The sequence below is a fragment of the Lentzea sp. NPDC003310 genome (assembly GCF_040610935.1).
Lineage (GTDB): Bacteria > Actinomycetota > Actinomycetes > Mycobacteriales > Pseudonocardiaceae > Lentzea.
Genome location: NZ_JBEXNC010000004.1, coordinates 33,763 through 54,531 on the forward strand (window position 1 = coordinate 33,763; position 20,769 = coordinate 54,531).

Sequence of the window (20,769 nt, forward strand, 5' to 3'; positions counted from 1 at the left end):
GATTTTCGGTGTTCGAATCAATCGAATGAGCAGGTCGTCGCACGTCGAACAGATCTGCGTCGTGAGCAGAAAAAACCGGCTCGGTCACACTCGTGAACGGATTGGATTTCGGTTCGGTTCATCACCGTGAATCCGCAGTCCGTCGTGTCGACGGATTTCGGTGGGTCCGGTGATCGGGAGACGGCCAAAAGGGAGGTGACCATGAGAAAACGGATCGCCGACACGGCGCTCGCCTCGGCCTCCACAGCGGCGTTTGCATCTCAACCCACTTGAGATCCCATAGTGGACCTCATGGACAGGGACGAGCTGTACGGCATCGGAGACGTGGCCAGGCGGACCGGCCTGAGCGTGAGTGCCGTCCGGTACTACGCGGACGCCGGTGTCGTCACGCCCGCCGCGACCACCGGGGCGGGCCACCGCCTCTACGACGTGTCCGCGATCGCCCGGCTGGAGCTGGTCAGGACGCTGCGCGAGCTCGACGCGGGCCTGGAGGAGATCAAGCGGGTGCTGGCCGGCGAGGCGACGTTGCGCGAGCTGGCGACCACGCACATGGCCCTGCTGGCGCAGCAGGAGGCACGGCTGCGCACGCGCCGCGCGGTGCTGTCGGTCATCCTGCGGCAGGACTCGACGGCCGAGCAGGTCACGTTGATGCACAGGCTGGTGGGCATGTCGGACGACGAGCGCGACCGGCTGATCGACGAGTTCTGGACCGAGGTCACCACCGGCTGGGACGCGCCGGAACGCATGGTCGAGTGGTGGCGGGCCGCGCGCCCGGTGCTGCCCGACCACCCGAGCGCGGCCCAACTGGAGGCGTGGATCGCACTGGCCGAGCTGCTCAGCGACGGCGAGGTCCGCCAAGCCGTGCGCCGGGAGCTGCACGAGGTGTGCACCACCGGGGCCGGTCCGATGATGTCGTCGTCGCCGATGCTGGACGCGTTTGCGGAGGCCGAGCCCATCGGCCAGGCGGCGATGGACGCGGCCCGCGAGCAGGTGCCACCCGACTCGCCGCGGGCGCGGGAGATCGCCGACCGGTGGATCGGCTGGCTGAGCGGCCTGCTCTCCACAGTGGACGGACCGGCGATCCCGGACCTGCGGGAGTTCCGCCTCCAGACGGCCGACCACATGCTGGCCGGCGCCGAGTGGGAGGCCACGCCGCCGAACCCGGAGAGCCCGTACGACCGGTACATGGAGCTCGTCACCGCCGTGAACGGCACCGCGCTCGACCGGTTCCCGTTCGTGTGGCTGGCCGACGCCCTGCGCGCGTCCGCGCTACCGCAGAGCTGAGTCCCTCGGCTCGCGGCCGGCCCACCAGCCGGTCGCGACGACCAGGACCGCGGACACCCCCGCGAGGGCCAGGCCGATCGGTCCCGCGGGCTCGCGGGCGGCCGGCACGCCCAGCGTCCAGCCGAGGAAGGGCACGAGGTACGCGAGTCCGGTCAGCACGGCGACGGCACCGACCACCGCCGCACGGGACCGCGGCACCGCTCGCTGAGCCATCGCGAGACCGAACCCGGCGCCGGTCAGGGGCAGCGCGAGCACCAGCCCCGAGGCGGTCGAGTTGGTGAGCTCGGAGATGACCAACCCCGCCACGCCGATGATCGGGAAGGCCGCCAGGAGGAGGAAGCCGAGCGGCAGCACCACGACGAGGATGTGCTCGAGCCGGGTGCGCCGGACCGCGACCGACATCCCGAGCAGCAGGGCGGCCAGCGCGACCAGCGCGGCGTCGAGCACGTCGCCCCCGATCACCTGGCCGAACCCGGTGAGCGGAGCGGGACGGATGTTCAGGTTGGTCGCCGGGACGACGAACGGCAGCTGCCGCCACGTGCCCCCGGCGTCGCGCACGGTGAGGCCCTCGGCGCTGTTGGCCACGAACACCTCGTGCCCACCGGGGACGGCGCGGACCGCGATGTCCACGCTCGCCACCTCGGACAACCGGCCCGAACTGACGGCGGAGCGGTGCTGCCGGGCGACGAACGGCCACCGGGCGGCGGGCACCTCCCAAGCGGTGCGCCAGGTCCGTCCACCGTCGGTCGTCTCGTCGACGCCGAGCAGCCGGCCGCCGTGGGGCAGCGGTCCCTGGAAGTCGAGTTCGCCGACGCCGTGCACCCGGTAGCAGTGCGTGGCGTCGTCGGGCGCGCAGGCTTCGGCCTGCCGTTGTTCGCGCAGATTCCCGGGCGGCTCCTCCGGCAGCAGCGTCCACTCACCGGTACCGGATCCGGAGCTGTAGTACTGCCGGTAAGCCGCGATGACCACCTGGTCACCCGAGATGTCGATGGCGTCCACCGACGGGATCGTGTCGCCGGGCGCGGAGGTCGCGGCGACGGCCAGCACCGCGAACGGCACCGCGAGCACCACGCGCGCCCGGTGGACGAGGTGGTCCGGCGGGGTCGGGGCGGCCGCCGCCCGCCGCCAGGCGAACCAGGCGAGGCCCAGAGCGGGCAGCGCGACCAGGTCGGTCGGGTCGGCGAGGACGACCGACGGTCCGTTGACGACGGACCACGCCGCCGACGCCACGTCCGCTCCGGTGGCGGTGAGCTTCACCCACGTGAAGCCGGCGCCCGTCAGCAGCACCGCCACCGCGGCGCCGCCGCGGACCACGCCGAGCAGCAACCCCAGCAGCGCCGGGGCCACCACCAGCCCGGCGACGTCGCTGAGCTTGCCGGTGACGAAGCCCGGCCACGCCTGCTTGAACACGTGGTCGTTGAGCAGCAGGACGGCGGTCGCCGCCACGGTCAGCGGATGCGCCACCCAGCGCAGGAGAACCCCAGCTCGCATCAGGTCAGCCTGCGGTGCCGCGGTCACGGCGACGACTCGGCCCGGGCACGATCTTCCGTACGCTGGAGTCGTGACCACGACCTCCGCCCCCGCGACCATGAAGATCGGCGAGCTGGCCCGCCACACCGGGGTCAGCGCCCGCTCGCTGCGGTACTACGAGCAGCAGGGGCTGCTGCACAGCACGCGGTCGACCGGCGGGCAGCGCCACTACGGGTCGGCGGAGCTCGCGCGGGTCGAGATGATCCGGCGGCTGTTCGAGGCCGGGCTGAGCAGCAAGGTGATCGCCCGGCTGCTGCCCTGCGTCGACGACGGCGACACCGAGGTCGCGGTGGACGCGTTCACCACGATGGTCCGGGAACGCGACCGGCTGACCGCCGACATCGACCGGCTCGTCGAGGCCAGGTCCTCCCTCGACGAGCCGGTCGAGATCAACACGCGGTACCGGCGCCGCATCGGCGCCGCCTGACCGTTTCTCAGAGGCCCAGGTCGAGCACGACCTTGCCGGAGGCGTGACCGGACTCGACGAGTGCCAGCGCCTCGTCCGCCCGTGCGAGCGGGTAGGTCGCCGTGACGTGCGGGTCCAGGTGACCGGCGGCCATCAGCTCGGCGACGCGCGCGAGGTTCGCCCGGTCCAGCCGCCGCCGCACCATCTCGCCACCCAGCCCGGTCACGTCCGGGTCCCCGACGGAGACGACCGCGCCCGGCGTCGCGGCCAGCGCGGCGACCGCTCGCAGCGACTCCCCGCCGACGGTGTCGGCCACCGCCGCGAAGCCCGACGGGGCGAGCGCGCGGAGCCGGCCCACCACGTCGCCGCCCGTGTAGTCGACGAACGTCGCGCCGGTCGCCGTCACCAGCTCCCGCTTGGCGGGACCCGCCGTGCCGGTCACCTCCAGCCCCCGGTGCCGCGCCAGCTGGGCCAGCGCGATGCCCACCCCGCCGCCGATGCCGTTCACCAGCAGCGACGCGCCGGCCGGCAGGTCGAGCTGGTCGAGCACGTCCAGCGCGGTCGTCCCGGCGACAGGGATGGTCGCCGCCCAGACCTCCGGCAGCGCGTCCGGGATGCGCGCGGTGGACTCGCCGAGCAGCAGCGTGGTCTCCGCGTACGTGCCCGCGCCGGTCAGGGCGAACCCGGTGACCCGGTCGCCGACGGCCAGTCCGGTGACGTCGGCGCCGACGGCCAGCACTGTGCCGGCTGCCTCCATGCCGAGGACCTGGGGGAACGGCAGGTGGCCGTTCAACGCGGTGCCGTGACCGGACCGCAGCTTGTGGTCGAGCGGGTTGACCCCGGCGGCCGCGACGCGCACGAGCACCTCGGACGGACCGGGCACGGGGTCCGGCCGCTCGAAGAACTCCTGCACCTCGACGCCGCCAAACGCCTTGTACCCCAACACTTTGCCCATGATCGTCCGTTCTTCCGCCGTCGGTTCCGGGCTCGAAGCTATTCGATGACACCGGTGTCAACTTCCACCCGTTGTGACGGGGGTAACGCGAAAACCCGGTCCGCGCGTCGGCGGCGACCTGGGCTGCCCGGCGGGGGATTCTGCGATGTAATCCCACGGCGTGCCGGGTGCGGTGTCCCGGCTGGCCCGCCGTGGGAAAGGGGATCCGTGCCATGATCGCGAAAGACACGCGGTCGCCCAGGCCGGAAGCGAGCAGACCGTCGCTCAACCGGCTCTGCCCGGCCCCATCAGCACGGCAGGGGTTCGTTCGCTGCTTCGCGGAGGCGGCCATGATCTTTCAGGCGGCGGCGTGCGCTGGGCCCGTGCGATCGCCACGACGAAGGGTTGGTTGTCAGTGAGAACCCTGTGACCGGCTCTGACATCCCGAGCAAGCTCCGCACCAGCTCGACCAGGTCAGCGACAGTGCTGACGAGCGGATCGGCTACGGCGGTCGATCGCCGCCGCACTCGTCGCCGACGCCCGGGCGGCCGCGCCGTTGTCAGGTGCCCCAGTTCGCGCAGCTCAGCTTCTGGTTCTCCCAGAAGTGCACTGCTCTGACGACCTGTTCAGGTGGGGTGCGCTGGGCGAAGGGGTCCGGCAGGCCGTTGATCCGGAAGTACCCGCCTCCGGGTTGCCCCTTCCGAGCGCCTACGACGTGCACGACCAGCGCGTCCAGCGGCGGCAGACCGCGCCCGACACACCGGTGGTGGAACGCCTCCATGAACTTGCTGACCACGTGGGAGTCACCGCCGTTGTGCAGCTCCTGCGGCGCAGCGAGACCAGCGGCGGCGAACACCAGACTGTAAGTAGTGGTCGACCCGTTGTTGCAGGCGCCGTTCTGGATCACGTAGTCGATTGCTTCGTCGACCTGTTCCGAGGTGAATCCGGTTTCATCCATGTGATTCCTCTCGTTGCCACAGCCTCTGCATCATCGCCATCGGTCGGATCGACCTGCTCAGCGTGTCGGGGTCAAAGCCCTGGCCAGGTAGTCTTCGAGCTCCTTGTGTCGGAATTGATAGACGCGCCCGGATTTTCGGAGCAGGCCTGCGGTCTCCGCCCAGTTCAGAAACCGGTAGACCCGCAAGGGTGACTTGCCTGAGCTCCACGCGCCCAGCACGCTGACAGCATGTCGAATCACGGCGGTGTGGCCGGCGATGAAGGCAGAGAGGAACAACGTCACAGCGAATGTGGAAACGAGAAGGGGATGCCACGTGTTCAGCAGAGGAAGTAGGAATGCGGCGATGAAGAGGCCTTTTCCGATGCTGTTCCTGGTGACTCTCGGAATCCAGTTCGACTGGCTTTGCGAGGTCAACCAGGAGATGCTCGTCCCGCTCCACGCCGAGAGGACGATCACAGGCGTGGCAATGTTGATGAAATTCGTGAATATTAGATAGTCTGATCCGATGTGATCGCGAATGGCCATGCTGACGGAACAAAAGATGAACCCAGCCAAGATTCCGATCAGCGCCGTGGGTATTATAGCGGGAAAGGGATGCCAGGTCGGTGTCGCGTACGTCACAGGAAATGCAACGAAGGCAAATGCGATGAATCCGTAGGTGAACTCGGGGAATGTTGTCGAGAGGAATAATCCGATGGATTCGGAGAACAGTAGAAGGGCTAAAAGTCCTCCGAATCCGCGTGCCAGCAGGTTGGCGGCCATGGCACACTGAAAGCCAGCGGTGACGAAGCACATTCCAATCGTCGCCAGTAGTTCTGGCCTGGCTTGTGGTAGTACTTGGACTGCTCCCAGCGTGGTCAACGATGCTACGAACAGGCCAATGGGTAGTTGACTGCCGAGCTTTCCTTTCCTGCTACGCCTTCCTGGCCACAGGGCCATGGTGAACACGCCGACCAACACGATCGAAAGAAAGATCAGGGCCAGCAGGTAGAGGGAATCTCCCTCTTTGCTCGCAATTCTCCACAGCGGCGTCCCGAGATAGCCTTCTATTAGTCCGCTCGACGCCATCAGACCTGTTGTGGCAATCGCTGCAAATATTCCGAAGAAGTATCGGTTGAATCGTGAGCTGAAAATCCACCACCGGTGGACGTCGATTTCGGTTTCCGTGCCCTCGTCGCGCAGTTCGTGCAGCTCGGCCGCGATTTCCGAGAGCCATTTCCTCGCGTTCTGCTCGGAATACCTGGAGTCTCCGCGGAGGCGCGTCGCGGCGAGTACGAATCGGGAGAGCAGCAGGTCGCCCAGGTAGCTTCTCGGGTCGCTCGCCGTGAAGCCACGTCTCCAGTCCTCGAGCGCTCGTCCCATGAGCTCTGCTGGATTGGCGCCGTCCCTGCAGGCCGTGACGGCCAGGGTGAGCCGCCAAGGCGTGCTGAGCCCGCTGACGATGGCGTCGAACACCACGGCTCCTCGCCACGTCGACAACGCGTCGAGCACGGGTCGCCAGGCGTCGCGATCTTGCTGGGTGTGCAGCTGTGCCATCAGATACGCGTGAATCTGGGGTGCCTCAAGAGGTTTGATCTTCACGTGAGTTGCGTCGATCAGTGTCGTCGGAAGTATCGAGTACCTCTCTTCCCGGCAGGTCAGGACGCAGCCCGAGAGTTCGCCGCCGTCAATCAGCGAGTTGAGTCGCTCGATGAGGATCGCGCCGCGTCCGGAACTCGTGTTGGCGTTGTCCAGCTCGTCGAGGCCGTCCAGGACCGGCAGTACCATTCGGTCTCGAACCAGGCGCTTCGCATCCTCCCCGGAGATGGAGCAGAGGTTGACCAGTTCTTCTGCCATCCACACGTCGAGCGGCTTGTCGAAGTTGATCGCCGTGCAGTTGAACATCACGGGAACTGGTGCGGTGGGAACCTCAAGTGCGCGCTCCAGGAGTTGCACCGCGAGATGAGTCGAAAGGACCGTCTTTCCTGAGCCGGCCTCGCCCTGGATCACCAGTCTCGCTGGCTTGAGCTCCGAGTAGTACCTTTCGATGGATTCGAGAGTGCCGACGTCATCGCCGCCTGCGTGCCGGAAGTGAACCATGTCGCGGAAATAGCCCAGGTCGATCGAACGGGTGTCCGGCCGGTCGATTCCGAGCAGTCGTGCTCGTTGAAGTCGGCCCCGTTCCAGGACGACTGCGGCCACCTCGCGGCGAGCGTCCATCAGACGTTGGGTGCTGAATCGTGCGTTCTGCTGCGCGCTGTCGACGACGCTGATCACGACGCCGAGTGAACTCACTGCGAGGGCGAAGACGTTCGCCCAGCCGACCGTCCGGCTGAACTCGGTGTCGCTTCCGGAGAAGGCGGCGTTCCAGATGAGAACGAAGGACACGGCCAGCGCGCCGAGAACAGCGAGCACTTTCGAGACGTGCTGAGCGGTCCATCCTCTGCCGGGCTCTCGAGGCAGGCCGTTCGAGGCCACGACGACTGCGACCGCGATTGCGGCCACAGCAAGCGCGAGGACGTTCGCCCATCCAGCAAACGTCTGAAAATTCTTCTCGCTCTTCGCTGAATGCGCGCCCCAGATGACCACTCCCGAGACGATGGTCAGTGTGGTGGCCAGAACAACACCGGTTGTCCTGCGACTCCGCACCATCTTGGCGAGCAGTTCGCGCATGGATCAGCCACCATCCACCAAATCCAGAAGAGTTGAATCCGTTCAGTTCACATCGCGGTACCCGTGCGCGCCGTTACCTGTGGTGTGACGAGAATTCATGCCACGCGACCTGGACTCCCAGCTGGGCGACACGAGATGTGTGCGCGCCAGCCGACTTCCTTGATCATCAACTGGCCCGACCTGGAAGGCTCCGCTGGTCGCGAACCGATGCGGCGGATTCGTCGGCCCATGTGCTGGTGGCCAGCAACGTACCTTGCCGCGCGCAGGGAGTGCTCGACTCGGTCGCCGATGCTCCGGCGGCGATGGGCTGTTCGAGGCACTGGGTTGTATCGGCGGCATCCTCGCTGTCGGGCGGCGGTTGCGTGGGATGCTCGTTCGATCATTGCGCAATGATTCGATAGCGGGTGCTCGTGCGCTGGCCTCTTGCGTACCTAAATGCTTCTTGTTGTGTGGACGGTGAAATTGCGGAAGCGGAGTTTCTTGAGTCTCGCGAGAAACCGTGTTGACAGGCGCTTTGTGCGTGGTGGCCTGCATCCCGGGTTGGAGGGGTGCGAAGGGCGAGCGGCTTGAACAGCGGCATGCGTTCGTGCAGGACCTTTTCGTCACATGGCCGTGGCAGTCGATTACGGGGCGCCGGAAGTGGTCGCTCGGCTGGGGGCCACGGTTGCCCAACGGCGGGCTCGTCGCGCAGGTGCTGGGCGAGTTCAGGCGCGGAAGTCCACGCCAGCGGGCAGCGGTCGTGTGCTTCGAAGCGTCACCCCGTCCTGCTTCTGGCAACCGAGAACCCTTCGCGGGGACGTCGACGCAGCCAGGGTGAACTCGCGTTCCTGGCATCGCGATCGCCGTCTCGATCGAGGGAGATCGTCAAGGCCGCCGGCGTCGGTTCTGGTCCCATCCCAGAACCGCCACCTGGTCGACTCCTGTCAAAGCCAGCAGGCGTGTGCGCATCCCTGGTGTCACCGCACACCCAGGCTTCTGCGGCTGCTTCTGCGCTTCATGTGGATCGCAGGGCCTGGTCTGGAGGCACGCCTGCCTGCGGCTCGTGCTGCACGACTACTGGGGGCACCACGAGCACCGGACCTGTCGATCACTCGCCGCGATATGCTGCGACCAGGAATTTCCGGACGATTTGGAATACTTCCGTAACGAATTGACCGCGTGTGTCCGTCTGTGAGCAGCACGTTGCTCGTGCGTCACCCGTACGGCCTCAAGTCGCACCGGTCGGTAACACGCCTTCAATGGCGTTCGATGAGCGCCGTAGAAATGCCAAGGCATTGGTGAGTGCGCTCCGAAGTCGTGCTCCGCGGCAAATGGCGTCGCGGTGCGGTGAAGCGCGCCCTAATGCGGCTGCGCGGAGGGTGTAGATGTCAGAATCAGCCACGCCAGACGATGATATCGACTACCTCCCTGGCGTTGTGCGGGCAACGGAGGCCGCGGAAGAGGACTGGCCAGAAGATGATGACCTAGAAGAAACGCCACTGCCGGCTGGTCGAGCGAGGCCTGTGCCGGCTGGCTCCAGTCCTCCGGCGCCGACCTGGCCGAGCGCGCCGAAAACGGATCCTGCGCGGGCTGCGCTGGGGGTGGTGCCAACGCCTGCCGCGCCCGAACCCGATGTGCGAATCGGGCTCTGGGGAGCGCCGCGTTCGGGAAAGACGACCTATCTCAGCGCACTGAGCATCGCGACGAAGGAGCCGGTGATGGGTCACCGGTGGAGCATTTCCGGCACTGACCGGGCATCATCGGTCTTCCTCGACGAGAGCGTCAAGAGGTTTGTGCGGGACAAGGACTTTCCCAAACCCACCCGTGGGTACGGGACCTTGTCCTGGAAGTTCGAGGGAACTCGCCACCGCGACCACAGCGGCAAGCTCGGCAAGCTCGGGCGAATTCTGTCGGGCAACAGCAGCGACATCGATCTCGAGTTCGTGCTGGAGATGCAGGACGCCGCCGGTGAGATTTTCGGAGAGCGTGCCGCTGAGGAGTACCACGAGGGCGTGATGAGGCACCTCATGAAAGCCGATGCGATCGTGTACGTGTTCGATCCGCTGCTGAACGAGGAAGCCGACACGAAAACCTTCGACTTCTTCTTCGAGACCTTGTCGCGCCTCAAGCGGGGGATGCGTGAGTCGGGCCGGTTGTCAGGAAGCCGGTTGCCGCACTTCGTCGCCGTCTGCGTGACGAAGTTCGACGACCCCAAGGTCTTCCACGCCGCGATGGAGGAAGGGATCGTCAGCCAGGAGCATGAGGACTCAATGCCCGTGGTGCCCGCGAGCATTGCTGGGGAGTTCCTGCGCAAGCTCTGCCACGACGACGGCTCCAACTACGTCTGCGACCTGCTCGAGCAGGAGTTCGTTCCTGGTCGGGTGCAGTACTTCGCCACGTCATCGGTCGGTTTTCGGCTGAAGAACGGCCGGTTCGACCCCCAGGACTTTTCGAACGTCACCTCCGACGGCCTGCACTTCCGCAGCGCGGCCCAGCCGATCAACGTGCTCGAACCGGTCATCTCCTTGCACCGCCGGGTTCGCGGCAACTCGGGCGTCGTATGAGCACTTCACGTGGGCTTGAGGCGACCTGGGCGATCTCGAGCAAGACGCCGGGCCGGGCCCAGGGAAATCTGGTGATGTCCGCACCTGAGCACGCCCAGATCGCCGGCCGCCTGTTCGCGAAGACCGAAGGCATGGGCACCCCGCAAGGAAAGCGCGCCGGGTACTCGGACGAACTGCCGTGGTTCACCTTCACCGGCGGTGGTTCGCTGAACGACGCCATGATCGCGCTCACGTCGATGGAGTGGTCGGAAGAACGGGATGGCACCAGACAACCGATCCTTCCCGCTCGCGCGATCTGGTTGCCGTGGAAGGAGGCCACCGAGGCCGGAGCGGACTACCACTCGATGTGGAGTGCGGCTTCGTCTCTCCGCTGGCCGAACGTTGACGGCGGTCCAGCAGGCGCTGATGGCTTCCTCACGCCGATAGCAGTGCGGCGGCCGGCTCCGCACCGGGCTGCTGCCGAGATCATCCGGAACGACTTCGACTTCACCGCACGAATCGCTGCGCACGTGATCGAAGGCAGTCGGGTCGCGATCGTCCTCCAGCGCAGCGACTCGGTGACCACCTTGGAACGGGTGTGCTTTCTGGACGCCGTGCTCGCGCTCCTGCCGTTCGGAGCGCGGAACTGCGTCACGGCCGCGACCTGGGCGAGCTACCGAACAGCCCAGCACGCGGTCCTCGCGTTCTCCGACGGCGTACAACCCGGCCAGCTCCTCGCGTCCTGGCACGACGGCCACGTGCCGGAACCGCAGAGCGTCCGCGGACAGGACTACCTGAGCGAGCTCAGGACGATCGTAGGCGAGGGACACACCATCACGAAGGTCGTCGATCACCTCGCAACCAAGACACAACCCTTGCGGCACATCGACGAGGTGTCCGTCGACTCACTCCGGGACATCCGGTTCGCATCAGCGGTGTACGACGAGATCATGGGTGGCGGCGGGAACGTGGCCGACGTCCGCCGTGCGCTCCGCGAGCCGGGTGTCAAGGAAGACCAGACGAGAGCCTTCGTGCAGTTCCTCGCGAACAGCGCCTGTTCTGCGGACCGCACGGAGGCGGACTCGGCGCGCAAGGCCATCGTGGCCGAATGGGACCCGATGTTCGCAGCGGTGCTGGGCGAGCAGTGCAGGAACGGCCGGCTCATCGCTGATCAGGAGATCAGGTTGCTGCGGCTGAGCAGGGAAGCCGGCAAGAAGCACGAGGGAGCTGCGCTGGCGTTCATCGAACACGCGCTGGCACCTCCTGTCGTGCGGTCTTCATCGGTTCTGGTCAACTTGACCGCCCACTTCCTGTTGGTGACGAAACCTGTTGGCCCGAAAGCGCACCGGGTCCTCGTCGAGCAGCCCCACGTGTTGATCCAGGCGTTGTCCGCGCTGCTCGGGCCAGACGGCAAGACAGGCGCGCGGAGCAAGGCGAGGACTCTCGCAGCTCGATTCAAACCCAACCTCAACGCGTGGTTGAACATGCTGAGGCGCGAGGGCGAAACGCCCATGTGGCTGAGGCCTGTCCTGTTCGCTCCGCACGCACGCGTGGGCAGCATCCGTCCGGCTGAGGTGGAAGCGCTGGCGGAGCTGGGATGCCAGGCGCTCTCCTGCTTCCTCGACCTGCTGGACACGAGGCTCGGCGCACACGACGTCATCGAACTCTGCTGGCCCGCCGTCGTCTGCCTGCTCAGCGGCGCCAAAGCCGAGGACGCACGCGAGCTCGGGCGGAGGGTGTTGTCCGTGCCGAGCAGGAAGCGCGACGAACCGTCCGCGTCCCAACACGCACGGGCGGACGTGCTCAGCCTGTTGTGCCGCGTGCAGCCACGGCAGGAACTGCTGGAAACGATGTCCCCCGATTACCTCGCCGAGCTGCGGCTCACGTTGTCGACGCTGAGCTGCGACCTCAGGGCGGAGGTGACCAGGAACCTCGTGGATCACCTGCACAGCAGGTTCGGTGAAGTGCGGCCCGAGGTGGTGCGGAGACTCGACGCGGAACTGGGCATCGGGATCACGGACCAGTACCTCGACACACTGGCTCGGCGTCTGGACGAGGGAGAAGTGCAGAAGGTGCACGCACTCGACCTGCCTGCGGAGTGGCGCCGGGATCTGGGGACTCGGCCGGGACTCGAGTGGTACCTGTCGTTGCTGGAGCTGCAACGGATCGCTGCCGACAACGGCGACGTGTTCGAACACGTCGCCGGTGCCCTCCACGAGCCCTCGGCGGCAACCGAGGTCGTGAGGATCTTGTGCGGGTACACCGAACGTATCACCCCCGTGGTCACGGAGAACTTGCTGTGGAGAATTCGCCACCAAGGTCGGCACGGTGAGCACGTCGCGTCGAAGGTGCGCGACCACCTGCTCGCCGACGCCGGCACGGCCGCTGAAGCCTTCGTCAGGCACATGAACGAACAGCTCGCGCGCTACACGTGGCTCAGCCGCGGTGAAACGGATTCGGAGGAGAACCGATGACTCGGCTCGTGACAACAGCGGTGGCGGCACTGTTCGTGGCGCTGTCGTCCTCACCTGCGGCGGCGCAGGCCGACGAGCCGAGTCGAGTGGAGATCCTCGCTGCGCTCGGCTCGGGCGTGGTGCCTGCCGACTACGTGGTGCTGCTCGACACCTCGGGTTCCATGGCACAGGGGAACCGTTATGCCACAGCGGTTGCGGCTCTCGGCGGGTTGTTCGAGGCGTTGTCGGCGGAGGACCGGGTGGCTCTCTACACGTTCGACAGTGCGCCGAATCCGGAGTACCAGGGGCCGAGCCGGCCCGCAGCGGAGATCCTCGGCAAGTTGCCGGCCACGCCCGATCTCGGCGGAGCGACCGATCTTGGCAAGGCGCTTGCCGTGGCTTTGCAGGAGCTGCAGCGAGATGGTGCAGCGAAGGTGGCGAACGTCGTGGTCGTCACCGATGGTGCCCACGATCCCGCGCCCGGCTCGCCCTACACCGGTGATGCTGCATGGGAAGGGTTGCGACAGCAGGCGAAGCAGAAGGCCGAGTCGACGCTGCTGTCCGTCTACGCGGTACCGCTCGGTGACGGTTCATCCGGTGCGGCCACGGTGAAGTCGGTGTTCGACGGCACGATCGTGTTGGCGCCCGGCGACGTGCAGAACCTGCGCGAGTACCTCAACCGGTCGAAGGCGCGCGTGGAGGTGGAAAAGGCGCGCACGGTCCTCAGCGGAGACATCGGCAGAACACTCGAGTCCACGTGGAAGGTGACGCCGACCGACAACGGCGCGCAGGTCGTGGTGACGTTGACCTCGACGACGAAACACGTGCCGCTCGACGTGTCGGACATCCGGTTGAGCGCCGGTGCGATGCGAGTGACGGTGCAAGGGGGACACCACCGGATCGATCCCGGCAAGTCCGTCGACGTCGTGGGTGCGATCGAGCTCGAGCCGAAGAACGATCTGTTCGTCCGGCGCACAGTCGCTGAACAGGCGACGGTCAACTTGAGCGCCACAGTGCGGTCGAGCTGGACCGCGGCCCTGAAGCCAGAAATCGACCTCGCCGTCGACCGGGAGCTCACGATCCGGTCAGCGCCGGTCGTGCTCCAGCGGACCGCGGGTTCGTTGTTGTTCCTCCCCCTGCTCGGAATTCTCCTGCTCGTGCTGGGCGCGCTGGGCTGGTTCGTGCGAGGACGGCGGAGGGACGTGCTGGACGGCACGCTGATCGTCAGCAGGGGGGTTGAGCCTGTGGAGCTCGGTCGATTCGTGCTGAACGGCCACCGGACCGTGCTCGGCGGCTTACCGGGAGAGGGCACCGTCACCTCGAACCGGCTGCCATGGGAGGAGCGCGGCGGCATGAGGATCACGTATACGAAGTCCCCCGGAACGCGGCCGTCTGTCGTCGGGCGGTGCCGCAGCGGTGGGTCGTTGATTCTCGGAGGGCTCTACTTCTCGCACATCAGGAATGGAGACTAGGCATGCTCGAATTCGTACGAGGGCTGCTCACCTACGCGGTCGTGCCCGGCGTCATGGCGGTGATGCTCCTGGTCGGGGTCGCGATCGCGATCTGGGCCGACTCGGCGCACCGCATCTCCGCCTACGCCGGAGTCGGCATCGGGATCATGACGTTCATCATCTACTTCATGATGTCCGGTGACATGGGAGTCCTGCAGCGCGCCGGACTGACCAGCTTGAGCGTCGCGTGGCTGCCGATCGTGCTGGGGTTGCTCGTCGGGTTCACCGTGCTGCTCGCGGTGGAACGGGCGACCCAGCTGCGGACCGGCATCCAGGGACTCATCACGATGTTCCTGACCGCGACGAGCTCGACCGCGCTGTTCGGCTACTTCTACGACGCGCCCATGCGCAACTTCACGGTGCTGTTCGCCGCGAGCGCGACCGTCGGGATTCTCATGTACTTCGTGTTCTTCTCGCATCGGGTGCGAGAACTGCTGCGCAAGACCGCCCGCGTCAAGTGAGGAGACAGCTGTGTCGTCGTTCCTTCCGGATCTGCCGGAGAAACTCGTCCGGTACGTGTTCAATCTCGACCAGGGCGAGCACCTCGACAGGCCCTGCCGCACCTGCGACGCGGTCACCGACCAGGTCGCCGTGAGCTACAGCGAGATGCCGGGCCTGAGGGGCAACGAGCTGGAGCGGCTGATAGGCCGGGTGTTCGACATCGTTCCGCTCGCCCCCGTGGTCGGCGGCAAACCGACTGTGTGCTCGTGCGGGACGGTGAACCGCTGACGTGTGCTCGACTGGCGACGACCCCATGGACTTCGCCTGACTGACGTACGAGCCCGCTAGAGCAGAGTACGGCCGGTGGCGTCGTTGTACCCGGTGATGGTGGGACACCTGCATCCGGCACCCAGGCGCTTGCGCCGTTCTGATGGCAGCGTTGGCCGAACTCGTGAGTTGACCAAACGTGCTGTGGTCTTGGACAACGCGGATGTTTCCCAGCAACCGCATGAGCGTGTGGCGCCGCGGGCACAACTGCTAGCACTGGTCGATGCGGTCGCCGGCGGAGTCCGTTGCCGTCCGGTGTCCTGCCGATCTGGCATCGATCGCCGCTGCGGGCAGAAACGGCGCCACGGCGGGCACCTACGCCCGTCAACGAAAGGCATCGCCGAGGCGGTAGGACAGTGCGACGCCCGCCGGCCATCCTGCGACCACGAAGGCGTTCAGGACCGAGTGAACCGCAGTGAGCAACTCGCTTTAGACACCACGAACTCGCGGAACTCAGCGAGGTATCGCTCGACGAGCGCGATGACCGCGTTCGCTGCGAGTGAGTCGTAGGTGTAGGCGTCTCCGGTTTTGATGAAGGCGTGGACGAGGAGGAATGCTCTGGTCGGATCAACGGGTGACAGATGAGCGAGGACTCTCACCGCGTGGTGAACGATCGCGGGGTTCTGAACTCCGTCAGCAGGGCGAGGGTTTCGAATGCTTCCTCGGCGAACCCGGAGGTTGCTTCGTGAGCGAGATTCGTGGTGCTCGTGTGTGCGCCGGACGCGTAGTAGATGTCAGCCACGATGGAACCGGTTCGCCGATGGACGTGGCGGAACGAGCTCTGCTCCGGGTCGGTGGCGCGGAGTTCGTTCCGCACCAGCGCCGCCAATCTGGTCAACGCGAACGCACGGGCTCGCTCATCCGCACGTTCGTCAGGAAGAGCCAGCCACGGCCGTATCGCGGAGATCGCGTGCGAGGCGGCATCCGAGTCGATCGGATGGCGGAACCAGTCTGCGACCAGGGCGGTCGCGACGGGTGTTCGCCAGCGAATCGCGATGTACAACGCGAGTTCCGCGACTGCTGCGACGGCGTGTGCGCGGGTTCCGTCCGACTTCGTCTGGACGAGCGCCGTCCAGTGGTTCGACGCGACGATCTCGCCGAGGACGTCGTCGATCTTGGCGTGATAGGAGTTGCGGAACCTGAAGAGTTGACGGGCGAGCACGGCGGCGACGTCCGGTTGCCGTTCGGCGAGCAATCTGCCTTTGATCAGCTCGATGGAGGATTCGGCTTCGCCGCCCAGCAACGGTGCGGCCTCGGCGGCGAAGAAGCGGGTAGCCGCGTCGTCGTCGGTCAGCGCGACCATCAGGGCGCCGGAGATCTCGCTGGCGTGCTGCGAAGATCGCCACTCGGGATCGTCCCACAACCGGGCGAGGCAGGACACGGCTCGGCTGCGCGCCGTCGATGACAAGGCGGTCATCGTTCGTCCTGCTCTTCGGCTACGGGCGGACGCGGAGCTGCTTCGAGCAGGAGAGACGTGATCAGTGCCCCGAGCGTGGGGCGAGGAGCAGCGCGGCCGGCAGATGTTCGACCGCACCAGGAGATTCGGGTTCGCGATGACGGACCCCGACGCCGCGGACTGCTTCGCCTACCGCGCCGTGCGCAGCGTCGTGGACCAGGTCGCCACAGACAGGATCGCCTGCGAACCGGGTACGCCACCGCCGTGGCCCACCCAGGATCCGAACGCCAGGGACGACCCTCGCACCGACGTCGTCGAAGGCACGACGACGCCCGTCCCCACGTCATGAAGCCGAGACCGACCGAGCCGGCGGCGCCGTCCGAGACGGTGCGGCGGATCGGCGAGGTGCTGGCGAACGTCTCCGTCGTCACCGGTCTGCTGTTCTTCTCCGGCTGGAAGCGCAGTGACACGCAGGCGGCGGAGCTCGGGATCGACGGCAACGTCCTCGGCATGTCCACAAAGGACTACGTGCTGCGCAGTGCGGGGTCGGTGTTCCAGCCGCTCGCGTTCGTGTTCCTGGCCGGACTCGTCTGCTTGTGGCTCGACCCGCGGATCCGGGCGCGGCGGCGCACACCCGCGTGGCGTGGTGTACTGCTGGTAACCACGTTCTCCTGGTTGCTGCTGCCCGCGCTGACGGCGGTGCTCGGCTACCTGTGGCCCACGTCGAGCTTCTACCTGTTCCCGGTGTCGATCGGCGGCGGGATCCTGCTGTCGCTCTACGCCTTGAAGCTGCGCGGCACGCACTCGTGGAACCAGGGTGTTCGGGTTCGGGGCCGCGGTGCTGAACCTGTTCTGGACCACGATGAACCTCGCCGCGGTCGAGGGCTACCAGCTCGCGGACCGGTTCGCTGAGAACGTGCGGGGGATCGGTCGGGGTCGTGGTGCACGGCAAGGCGCGGTTGCACATCGACGTTCCCGGTGTGCGCGAGGAGGCGTTGCCGCCGGAGGACTCCGCCTACCGCTACGCCGGGCTGCGGCTGCTGGAGAGCACCGGCGGGAAGTTCTTCCTGGTGTCGGACGAGTGGACGCGGGAGCGGGGGATCGTCATCGCGCTGCGCGACGACAACACCGTTCGGCTGGAGTTCGTCAGACCGTGACGACCGGTCGGGGTAGAGTGTTGAATTGAAGAATTCTTCAATTCGACAGGTTGTGGTTCCGTGGACGAGTTCGAGGTGAGCCTGCGCCGCCGGGTCGGCGAGGCGCGGGAGGCCGTGCGGCTGGCGGCCGAGCGGCAGGACGACTACGCCGTCGAGGTGCACGGCGCGGACCTGGCCAACCTGCGGCGGCTGGCCGCGGAGCACGGTGTCGTGGTCGACGCGCCCGAAGAGGAGGGCTGAGCGGTGCCCGTTCCGCTCTACCAGGCCAAGGCCGAGTTCTTCCGGATGCTCGGACACCCCGTGCGGATCAGGGTGCTGGAGCTGTTGCAGGACGGGCCGAAGGCGGTGCGCGAGCTGCTGGCCGAGATCGAGGTCGAGGCGTCCAACCTCTCCGCGCAGCTGGCGGTGCTGCGCCGGTCGGGCATCGTGACGGCGACCCGCGAGGGGTCGACCGTGGTCTACGCGCTCGCGGGGGCGGACGTGGCCGACCTGCTCAAGGCCGCCCGGAAGATCCTCACGGAGCTGCTGGTCGGGCAGAACGAGCTGCTCGCGCAGCTGCGCGAGGACTCCGCGTGAGAACGTTCCTGCCGGCCAAGGCGGACTGGGCGACCGCGACACCCCGGGACCTGCTGGCGGGTCTCACGGTCGCCGTCGTCGCGCTGCCGCTGGCGCTGGGGTTCGGCGTGGCGTCCGGGCTCGGCGCCGCCGCGGGGCTCGCGACCGCGATCGTCGCCGGGGCGCTCGCGGCGGTCTTCGGCGGGTCGAGCCTGCAGGTGTCCGGGCCCACCGGCGCGATGACCGTGGTGCTGGTGCCGATCGTCGCGACGTTCGGGCCGGGCGGCGTGCTGACCGTCGGACTGCTCGCGGGCGTGCTGCTGCTCGTCCTCGCCGTGGCGAGGGCGGGACGGTACATGCGGTACGTGCCCGCGCCGGTGATCGAGGGCTTCACCATCGGCATCGCGGCGGTCATCGCGCTGCAGCAGGTGCCGGCGGCGCTCGGCGTGCCCACTCCGGACGGCCACAACGTGGTGATGAACGCCCTGCGCGCGTTCGGTGCCGGACCGGCTCTGCCGGCGGTCGCGCTGGCGGGCGGCGTCGCCGTGGTGATGCTGCTCGGCGCACGGTGGAGGCCCGCCGTCCCGTTCTCGCTGCTGGCCGTCGTGGCGGGCACGGTGGCGGCGGAGCTCTGGTCGCTGCCGGTGCCGCGCATCGGCTCGTTGCCCGCGTTGCTGCCCGCGCCGTCGTTGTCCTTCCTGGACCTGAACGCGCTGGGGTCGCTCCTGCCGTCCGCGGTCGCCGTGGCCGCGCTCGCCGCACTGGAGAGCCTGCTGTCCGCAACGGTCGCCGACGGCATGAGCGTGAACCAGCGGCACGACCCGGACCGCGAACTCTTCGGGCAGGGCGTCGCGAACGTCGTCACCCCGCTGTTCGGTGGCGTGCCCGCGACCGCGGCGATCGCCAGGACCGCGGTCAACGTCCGCTCCGGCGCGGGCTCACGGCTCGCCGCACTGGTGCACGCCGCGACGCTCGCCGTGATCATGCTGGCCGCGGCCCCCGTGGTCGGCCGCGTCCCGCTGGCCGTGCTGGCCGGCGTGCTGCTCGCCACCGCGGTCCGGATGGTCGAGGTGGGATCGGTGCGGGTCCTGCTGCGCGCCGACCGGTCCGACGCACTGGTGCTCGCGCTCACCGCGGTCGCGACGCTGGCGCTGGACCTGGTGACCGCCGTGATCATCGGACTCGTCGTGGCGGGAGCGCTCGCCCTGCGCGCCGTCGCCCGGTCGGCGCGGATCGACGAGGAACCGCTCGAACCCGGTGACCACACCCTCGAGGAACACGAGCTGCTCGCCCAGCACATCGTCGCCTACCGCCTCGACGGACCGCTCTTCTTCGCGGCCGCCCACCGGTTCCTGCTGGAGCTCACCGAGATCGCCGCCGTCTCCGTGGTCGTCCTGCGCATGTCGCGGGTGTCCACGATGGACGGAACCGGGGCGCTGGTGCTGCGCGACGTCGTGGACCGGCTGGAGCGCAGGGGAGTGACCGTGCTGCTGTCCGGCGTGCGCGAGGAGCACCGCCGCCAGCTGGAGACCCGCGGGGTGCGGACGTTCGCCGGCACCCCCGAAGCCATCGAGCACGCCCGGGAGCTGCTGCGCCGCAACGGCACCCTGCCCTGACACCCCGCGGCTGTGAACGTTCACAGCTGCGCTCTTCCCAGTGGCGCCACCAGCCACTACGGTGGCCGACCATCGGCTTCCACGCAGGCTGGGGGTTCTGATGGGAGTGGACGAACTCGGCGACGCGCTGAGGTACGGACCGTTCCACCGCGCGCTGCGGGTGGCGATCGACCGCCGGGGCCTGTCGTTGTCCCGCCTGCGGGCGCACCTCGCGCGCAGGGACCTGGCCGTCGCGGAGTCGACGCTGAGCTACTGGCAGCGGGGACTGCGCCGCCCGGAGGGACCGCGCGCGCTCGCGCTGGTCCGCGGGCTCGAGGCCGTGCTGGAGCTCGCACCCGACTCGCTGACGACCCTGGTGGGGCCTCGGGAGCACCCCGGCAGGGTGCCGACGACCTCGTTCATCGAGCTGTCGCCGCTCGGGCCCACCACGACGGAGCTGCTCGCGAGCCTGCTCGACGACCCGTCCCGCTGCAACGCGGGTCTGGAGGTCGCGCTCACCCAGGAGCGGGTCGTCCTCGGCGGACTCGGCCAGCAGCAGGACGTGACCACGCGGATCGTCCTCACCGCCGACCGGCCGGGCGTCACCCGGTACCTCGCGATCTACCACGGCGACAAGGACTGCGACATCGACCTCGCGAGCGTGGTCGCGGGCGACGGCTGCCGGGTGGGGCGGGTGCGCCGGGCCGACCGCTCGATGGTGTTCGAGCTGCTGTTCGACCGCAGTCTCGACGCGGGGGAGACCGCCGTGCTCAGCTACACGGTCAACGACCGCTCGGGCACGCCCTGCCCCGGCTACACGCGGATGTTCCGCGACGGCGCCGGGCCGTACCTGCTGCAGGTGGCGATGACCGCGGACGCGTTGCCCAGCAGGTGTTGCCGCGTGCTCGGGACGCGCGAGCACCAGCCGCCGGTGGAGGCCACCGACCTGATCTGCGACCGCGCGCTCGTCGCGAGCGCGTTCTTCCCGGTGACCCACCGCGGGATCGCCGGCATCGCACTGGAGTGGTGCTAGGGGGTTCGCCGGCCG

The 20,769-nt window shown here is 67.8% G+C and carries 19 protein-coding genes; 14 read left to right on the plus strand and 5 right to left on the minus strand.

The genetic code is table 11. From position 1 onward, the window contains the following. Positions 1 to 291 precede the first annotated feature (291 nt). The gene (locus tag ABZX02_RS07765; RefSeq protein WP_355295906.1) at positions 292 to 1,284 is read left to right on the plus strand and encodes a MerR family transcriptional regulator; all 993 of its coding nucleotides are present in this window, start codon (positions 292 to 294) and stop codon (positions 1,282 to 1,284) included. Here the strand turns inward: ABZX02_RS07765 and ABZX02_RS07770 are convergent. Then, on the minus strand, positions 1,270 to 2,775 hold the full coding sequence (locus ABZX02_RS07770) for a hypothetical protein (protein ID WP_355295908.1): 1,506 nt from the start codon (positions 2,773 to 2,775) through the stop codon (positions 1,270 to 1,272). The genes ABZX02_RS07765 and ABZX02_RS07770 overlap by 15 nt on opposite strands. A 70-nt stretch (positions 2,776 to 2,845) precedes the next feature. On the opposite strand from ABZX02_RS07770, the gene ABZX02_RS07775 reads away from it, so the two are divergent. Further along, positions 2,846 to 3,241, plus strand: coding sequence for a MerR family transcriptional regulator (locus ABZX02_RS07775; RefSeq protein WP_355295910.1), 396 nt, complete (start codon positions 2,846 to 2,848; stop codon positions 3,239 to 3,241). Between the two features lie 7 nt (positions 3,242 to 3,248). Here ABZX02_RS07775 and ABZX02_RS07780 read toward each other — a convergent pair whose 3' ends face one another. From ABZX02_RS07780 to ABZX02_RS07790, 3 genes are all read right to left on the minus strand, one after another. Further along, positions 3,249 to 4,175 carry an NADP-dependent oxidoreductase gene (locus tag ABZX02_RS07780; RefSeq protein WP_355295912.1) on the minus strand — a complete coding sequence of 309 codons (927 nt, stop codon included), beginning with the start codon at positions 4,173 to 4,175 and terminating at the stop codon, positions 3,249 to 3,251. A 538-nt stretch (positions 4,176 to 4,713) separates the two neighbouring features. Continuing rightward, a complete protein-coding gene (locus ABZX02_RS07785; protein ID WP_355295914.1) occupies positions 4,714 to 5,112 on the minus strand; it encodes a hypothetical protein in 399 nt (132 codons plus the stop codon). Positions 5,113 to 5,169: 57 nt separating this feature from the next. After that, positions 5,170 to 7,764, minus strand: coding sequence for an NACHT domain-containing protein (locus ABZX02_RS07790; RefSeq protein WP_355295915.1), 2,595 nt, complete (start codon positions 7,762 to 7,764; stop codon positions 5,170 to 5,172). A 1,364-nt stretch (positions 7,765 to 9,128) separates the two neighbouring features. Here ABZX02_RS07790 and ABZX02_RS07795 point away from each other — a divergent pair. The 5 genes from ABZX02_RS07795 (at position 9,129) to ABZX02_RS07815 (ending at position 14,979) form a co-directional block, all read left to right on the plus strand. Next, entirely contained in the window at positions 9,129 to 10,307 is a 1,179-nt protein-coding gene (locus ABZX02_RS07795) for a hypothetical protein (protein ID WP_355295916.1), read from the plus strand. A 74-nt stretch (positions 10,308 to 10,381) separates the two neighbouring features. Then, positions 10,382 to 12,760 carry a hypothetical protein gene (locus ABZX02_RS07800; RefSeq protein ID WP_355295918.1) on the plus strand — a complete coding sequence of 793 codons (2,379 nt, stop codon included), beginning with the start codon at positions 10,382 to 10,384 and terminating at the stop codon, positions 12,758 to 12,760. After that, on the plus strand, positions 12,757 to 14,211 hold the full coding sequence (locus ABZX02_RS07805; RefSeq protein WP_355295920.1) for a VWA domain-containing protein: 1,455 nt from the start codon (positions 12,757 to 12,759) through the stop codon (positions 14,209 to 14,211). Before ABZX02_RS07800 ends, ABZX02_RS07805 begins: the two co-directional genes overlap by 4 nt. A 2-nt stretch (positions 14,212 to 14,213) precedes the next feature. After that, complete coding sequence (locus tag ABZX02_RS07810; protein WP_355295922.1) at positions 14,214 to 14,711, plus strand: hypothetical protein; 498 nt, start codon at positions 14,214 to 14,216, stop codon at positions 14,709 to 14,711. Between the two features lie 10 nt (positions 14,712 to 14,721). After that, positions 14,722 to 14,979: a hypothetical protein gene (locus ABZX02_RS07815; RefSeq protein WP_355295924.1), complete on the plus strand. Its 258-nt coding sequence runs from the start codon at positions 14,722 to 14,724 to the stop codon at positions 14,977 to 14,979. 634 nt (positions 14,980 to 15,613) lie between these two features. Here the strand turns inward: ABZX02_RS07815 and ABZX02_RS07820 are convergent. Then, positions 15,614 to 16,399, minus strand: coding sequence for a hypothetical protein (locus ABZX02_RS07820; RefSeq protein WP_355295926.1), 786 nt, complete (start codon positions 16,397 to 16,399; stop codon positions 15,614 to 15,616). Between the two features lie 100 nt (positions 16,400 to 16,499). Here ABZX02_RS07820 and ABZX02_RS07825 point away from each other — a divergent pair, with 100 nt between their 5' ends. The 7 genes from ABZX02_RS07825 to ABZX02_RS07855 all read left to right on the plus strand — a co-directional run bounded on the left by ABZX02_RS07825 (position 16,500) and on the right by ABZX02_RS07855 (position 20,754). Then, the gene (locus ABZX02_RS07825; RefSeq protein WP_355295927.1) at positions 16,500 to 16,763 is read left to right on the plus strand and encodes a hypothetical protein; all 264 of its coding nucleotides are present in this window, start codon (positions 16,500 to 16,502) and stop codon (positions 16,761 to 16,763) included. After that, positions 16,760 to 17,326, plus strand: coding sequence for a hypothetical protein (locus ABZX02_RS07830; RefSeq protein ID WP_355295929.1), 567 nt, complete (start codon positions 16,760 to 16,762; stop codon positions 17,324 to 17,326). The genes ABZX02_RS07825 and ABZX02_RS07830 overlap by 4 nt, the downstream gene beginning before the upstream one ends. A gap of 26 nt (positions 17,327 to 17,352) precedes the next feature. Beyond that, on the plus strand, positions 17,353 to 17,571 hold the full coding sequence (locus ABZX02_RS07835) for a hypothetical protein (protein WP_355295930.1): 219 nt from the start codon (positions 17,353 to 17,355) through the stop codon (positions 17,569 to 17,571). A 60-nt stretch (positions 17,572 to 17,631) separates the two neighbouring features. Next, positions 17,632 to 17,811, plus strand: a complete 180-nt coding sequence (locus tag ABZX02_RS07840; RefSeq protein WP_355295932.1) for a hypothetical protein — start codon at positions 17,632 to 17,634, stop codon at positions 17,809 to 17,811. 3 nt (positions 17,812 to 17,814) lie between these two features. Further along, positions 17,815 to 18,147: a metalloregulator ArsR/SmtB family transcription factor gene (locus tag ABZX02_RS07845; protein WP_355295933.1), complete on the plus strand. Its 333-nt coding sequence runs from the start codon at positions 17,815 to 17,817 to the stop codon at positions 18,145 to 18,147. Next, positions 18,144 to 19,742 (plus strand): SulP family inorganic anion transporter, encoded by a 1,599-nt coding sequence (locus ABZX02_RS07850; protein ID WP_355295935.1) that lies wholly within the window; start codon positions 18,144 to 18,146, stop codon positions 19,740 to 19,742. Before ABZX02_RS07845 ends, ABZX02_RS07850 begins: the two co-directional genes overlap by 4 nt. A gap of 100 nt (positions 19,743 to 19,842) precedes the next feature. Further along, positions 19,843 to 20,754: a hypothetical protein gene (locus tag ABZX02_RS07855; protein WP_355295937.1), complete on the plus strand. Its 912-nt coding sequence runs from the start codon at positions 19,843 to 19,845 to the stop codon at positions 20,752 to 20,754. Positions 20,755 to 20,769: the final 15 nt, after the last annotated feature.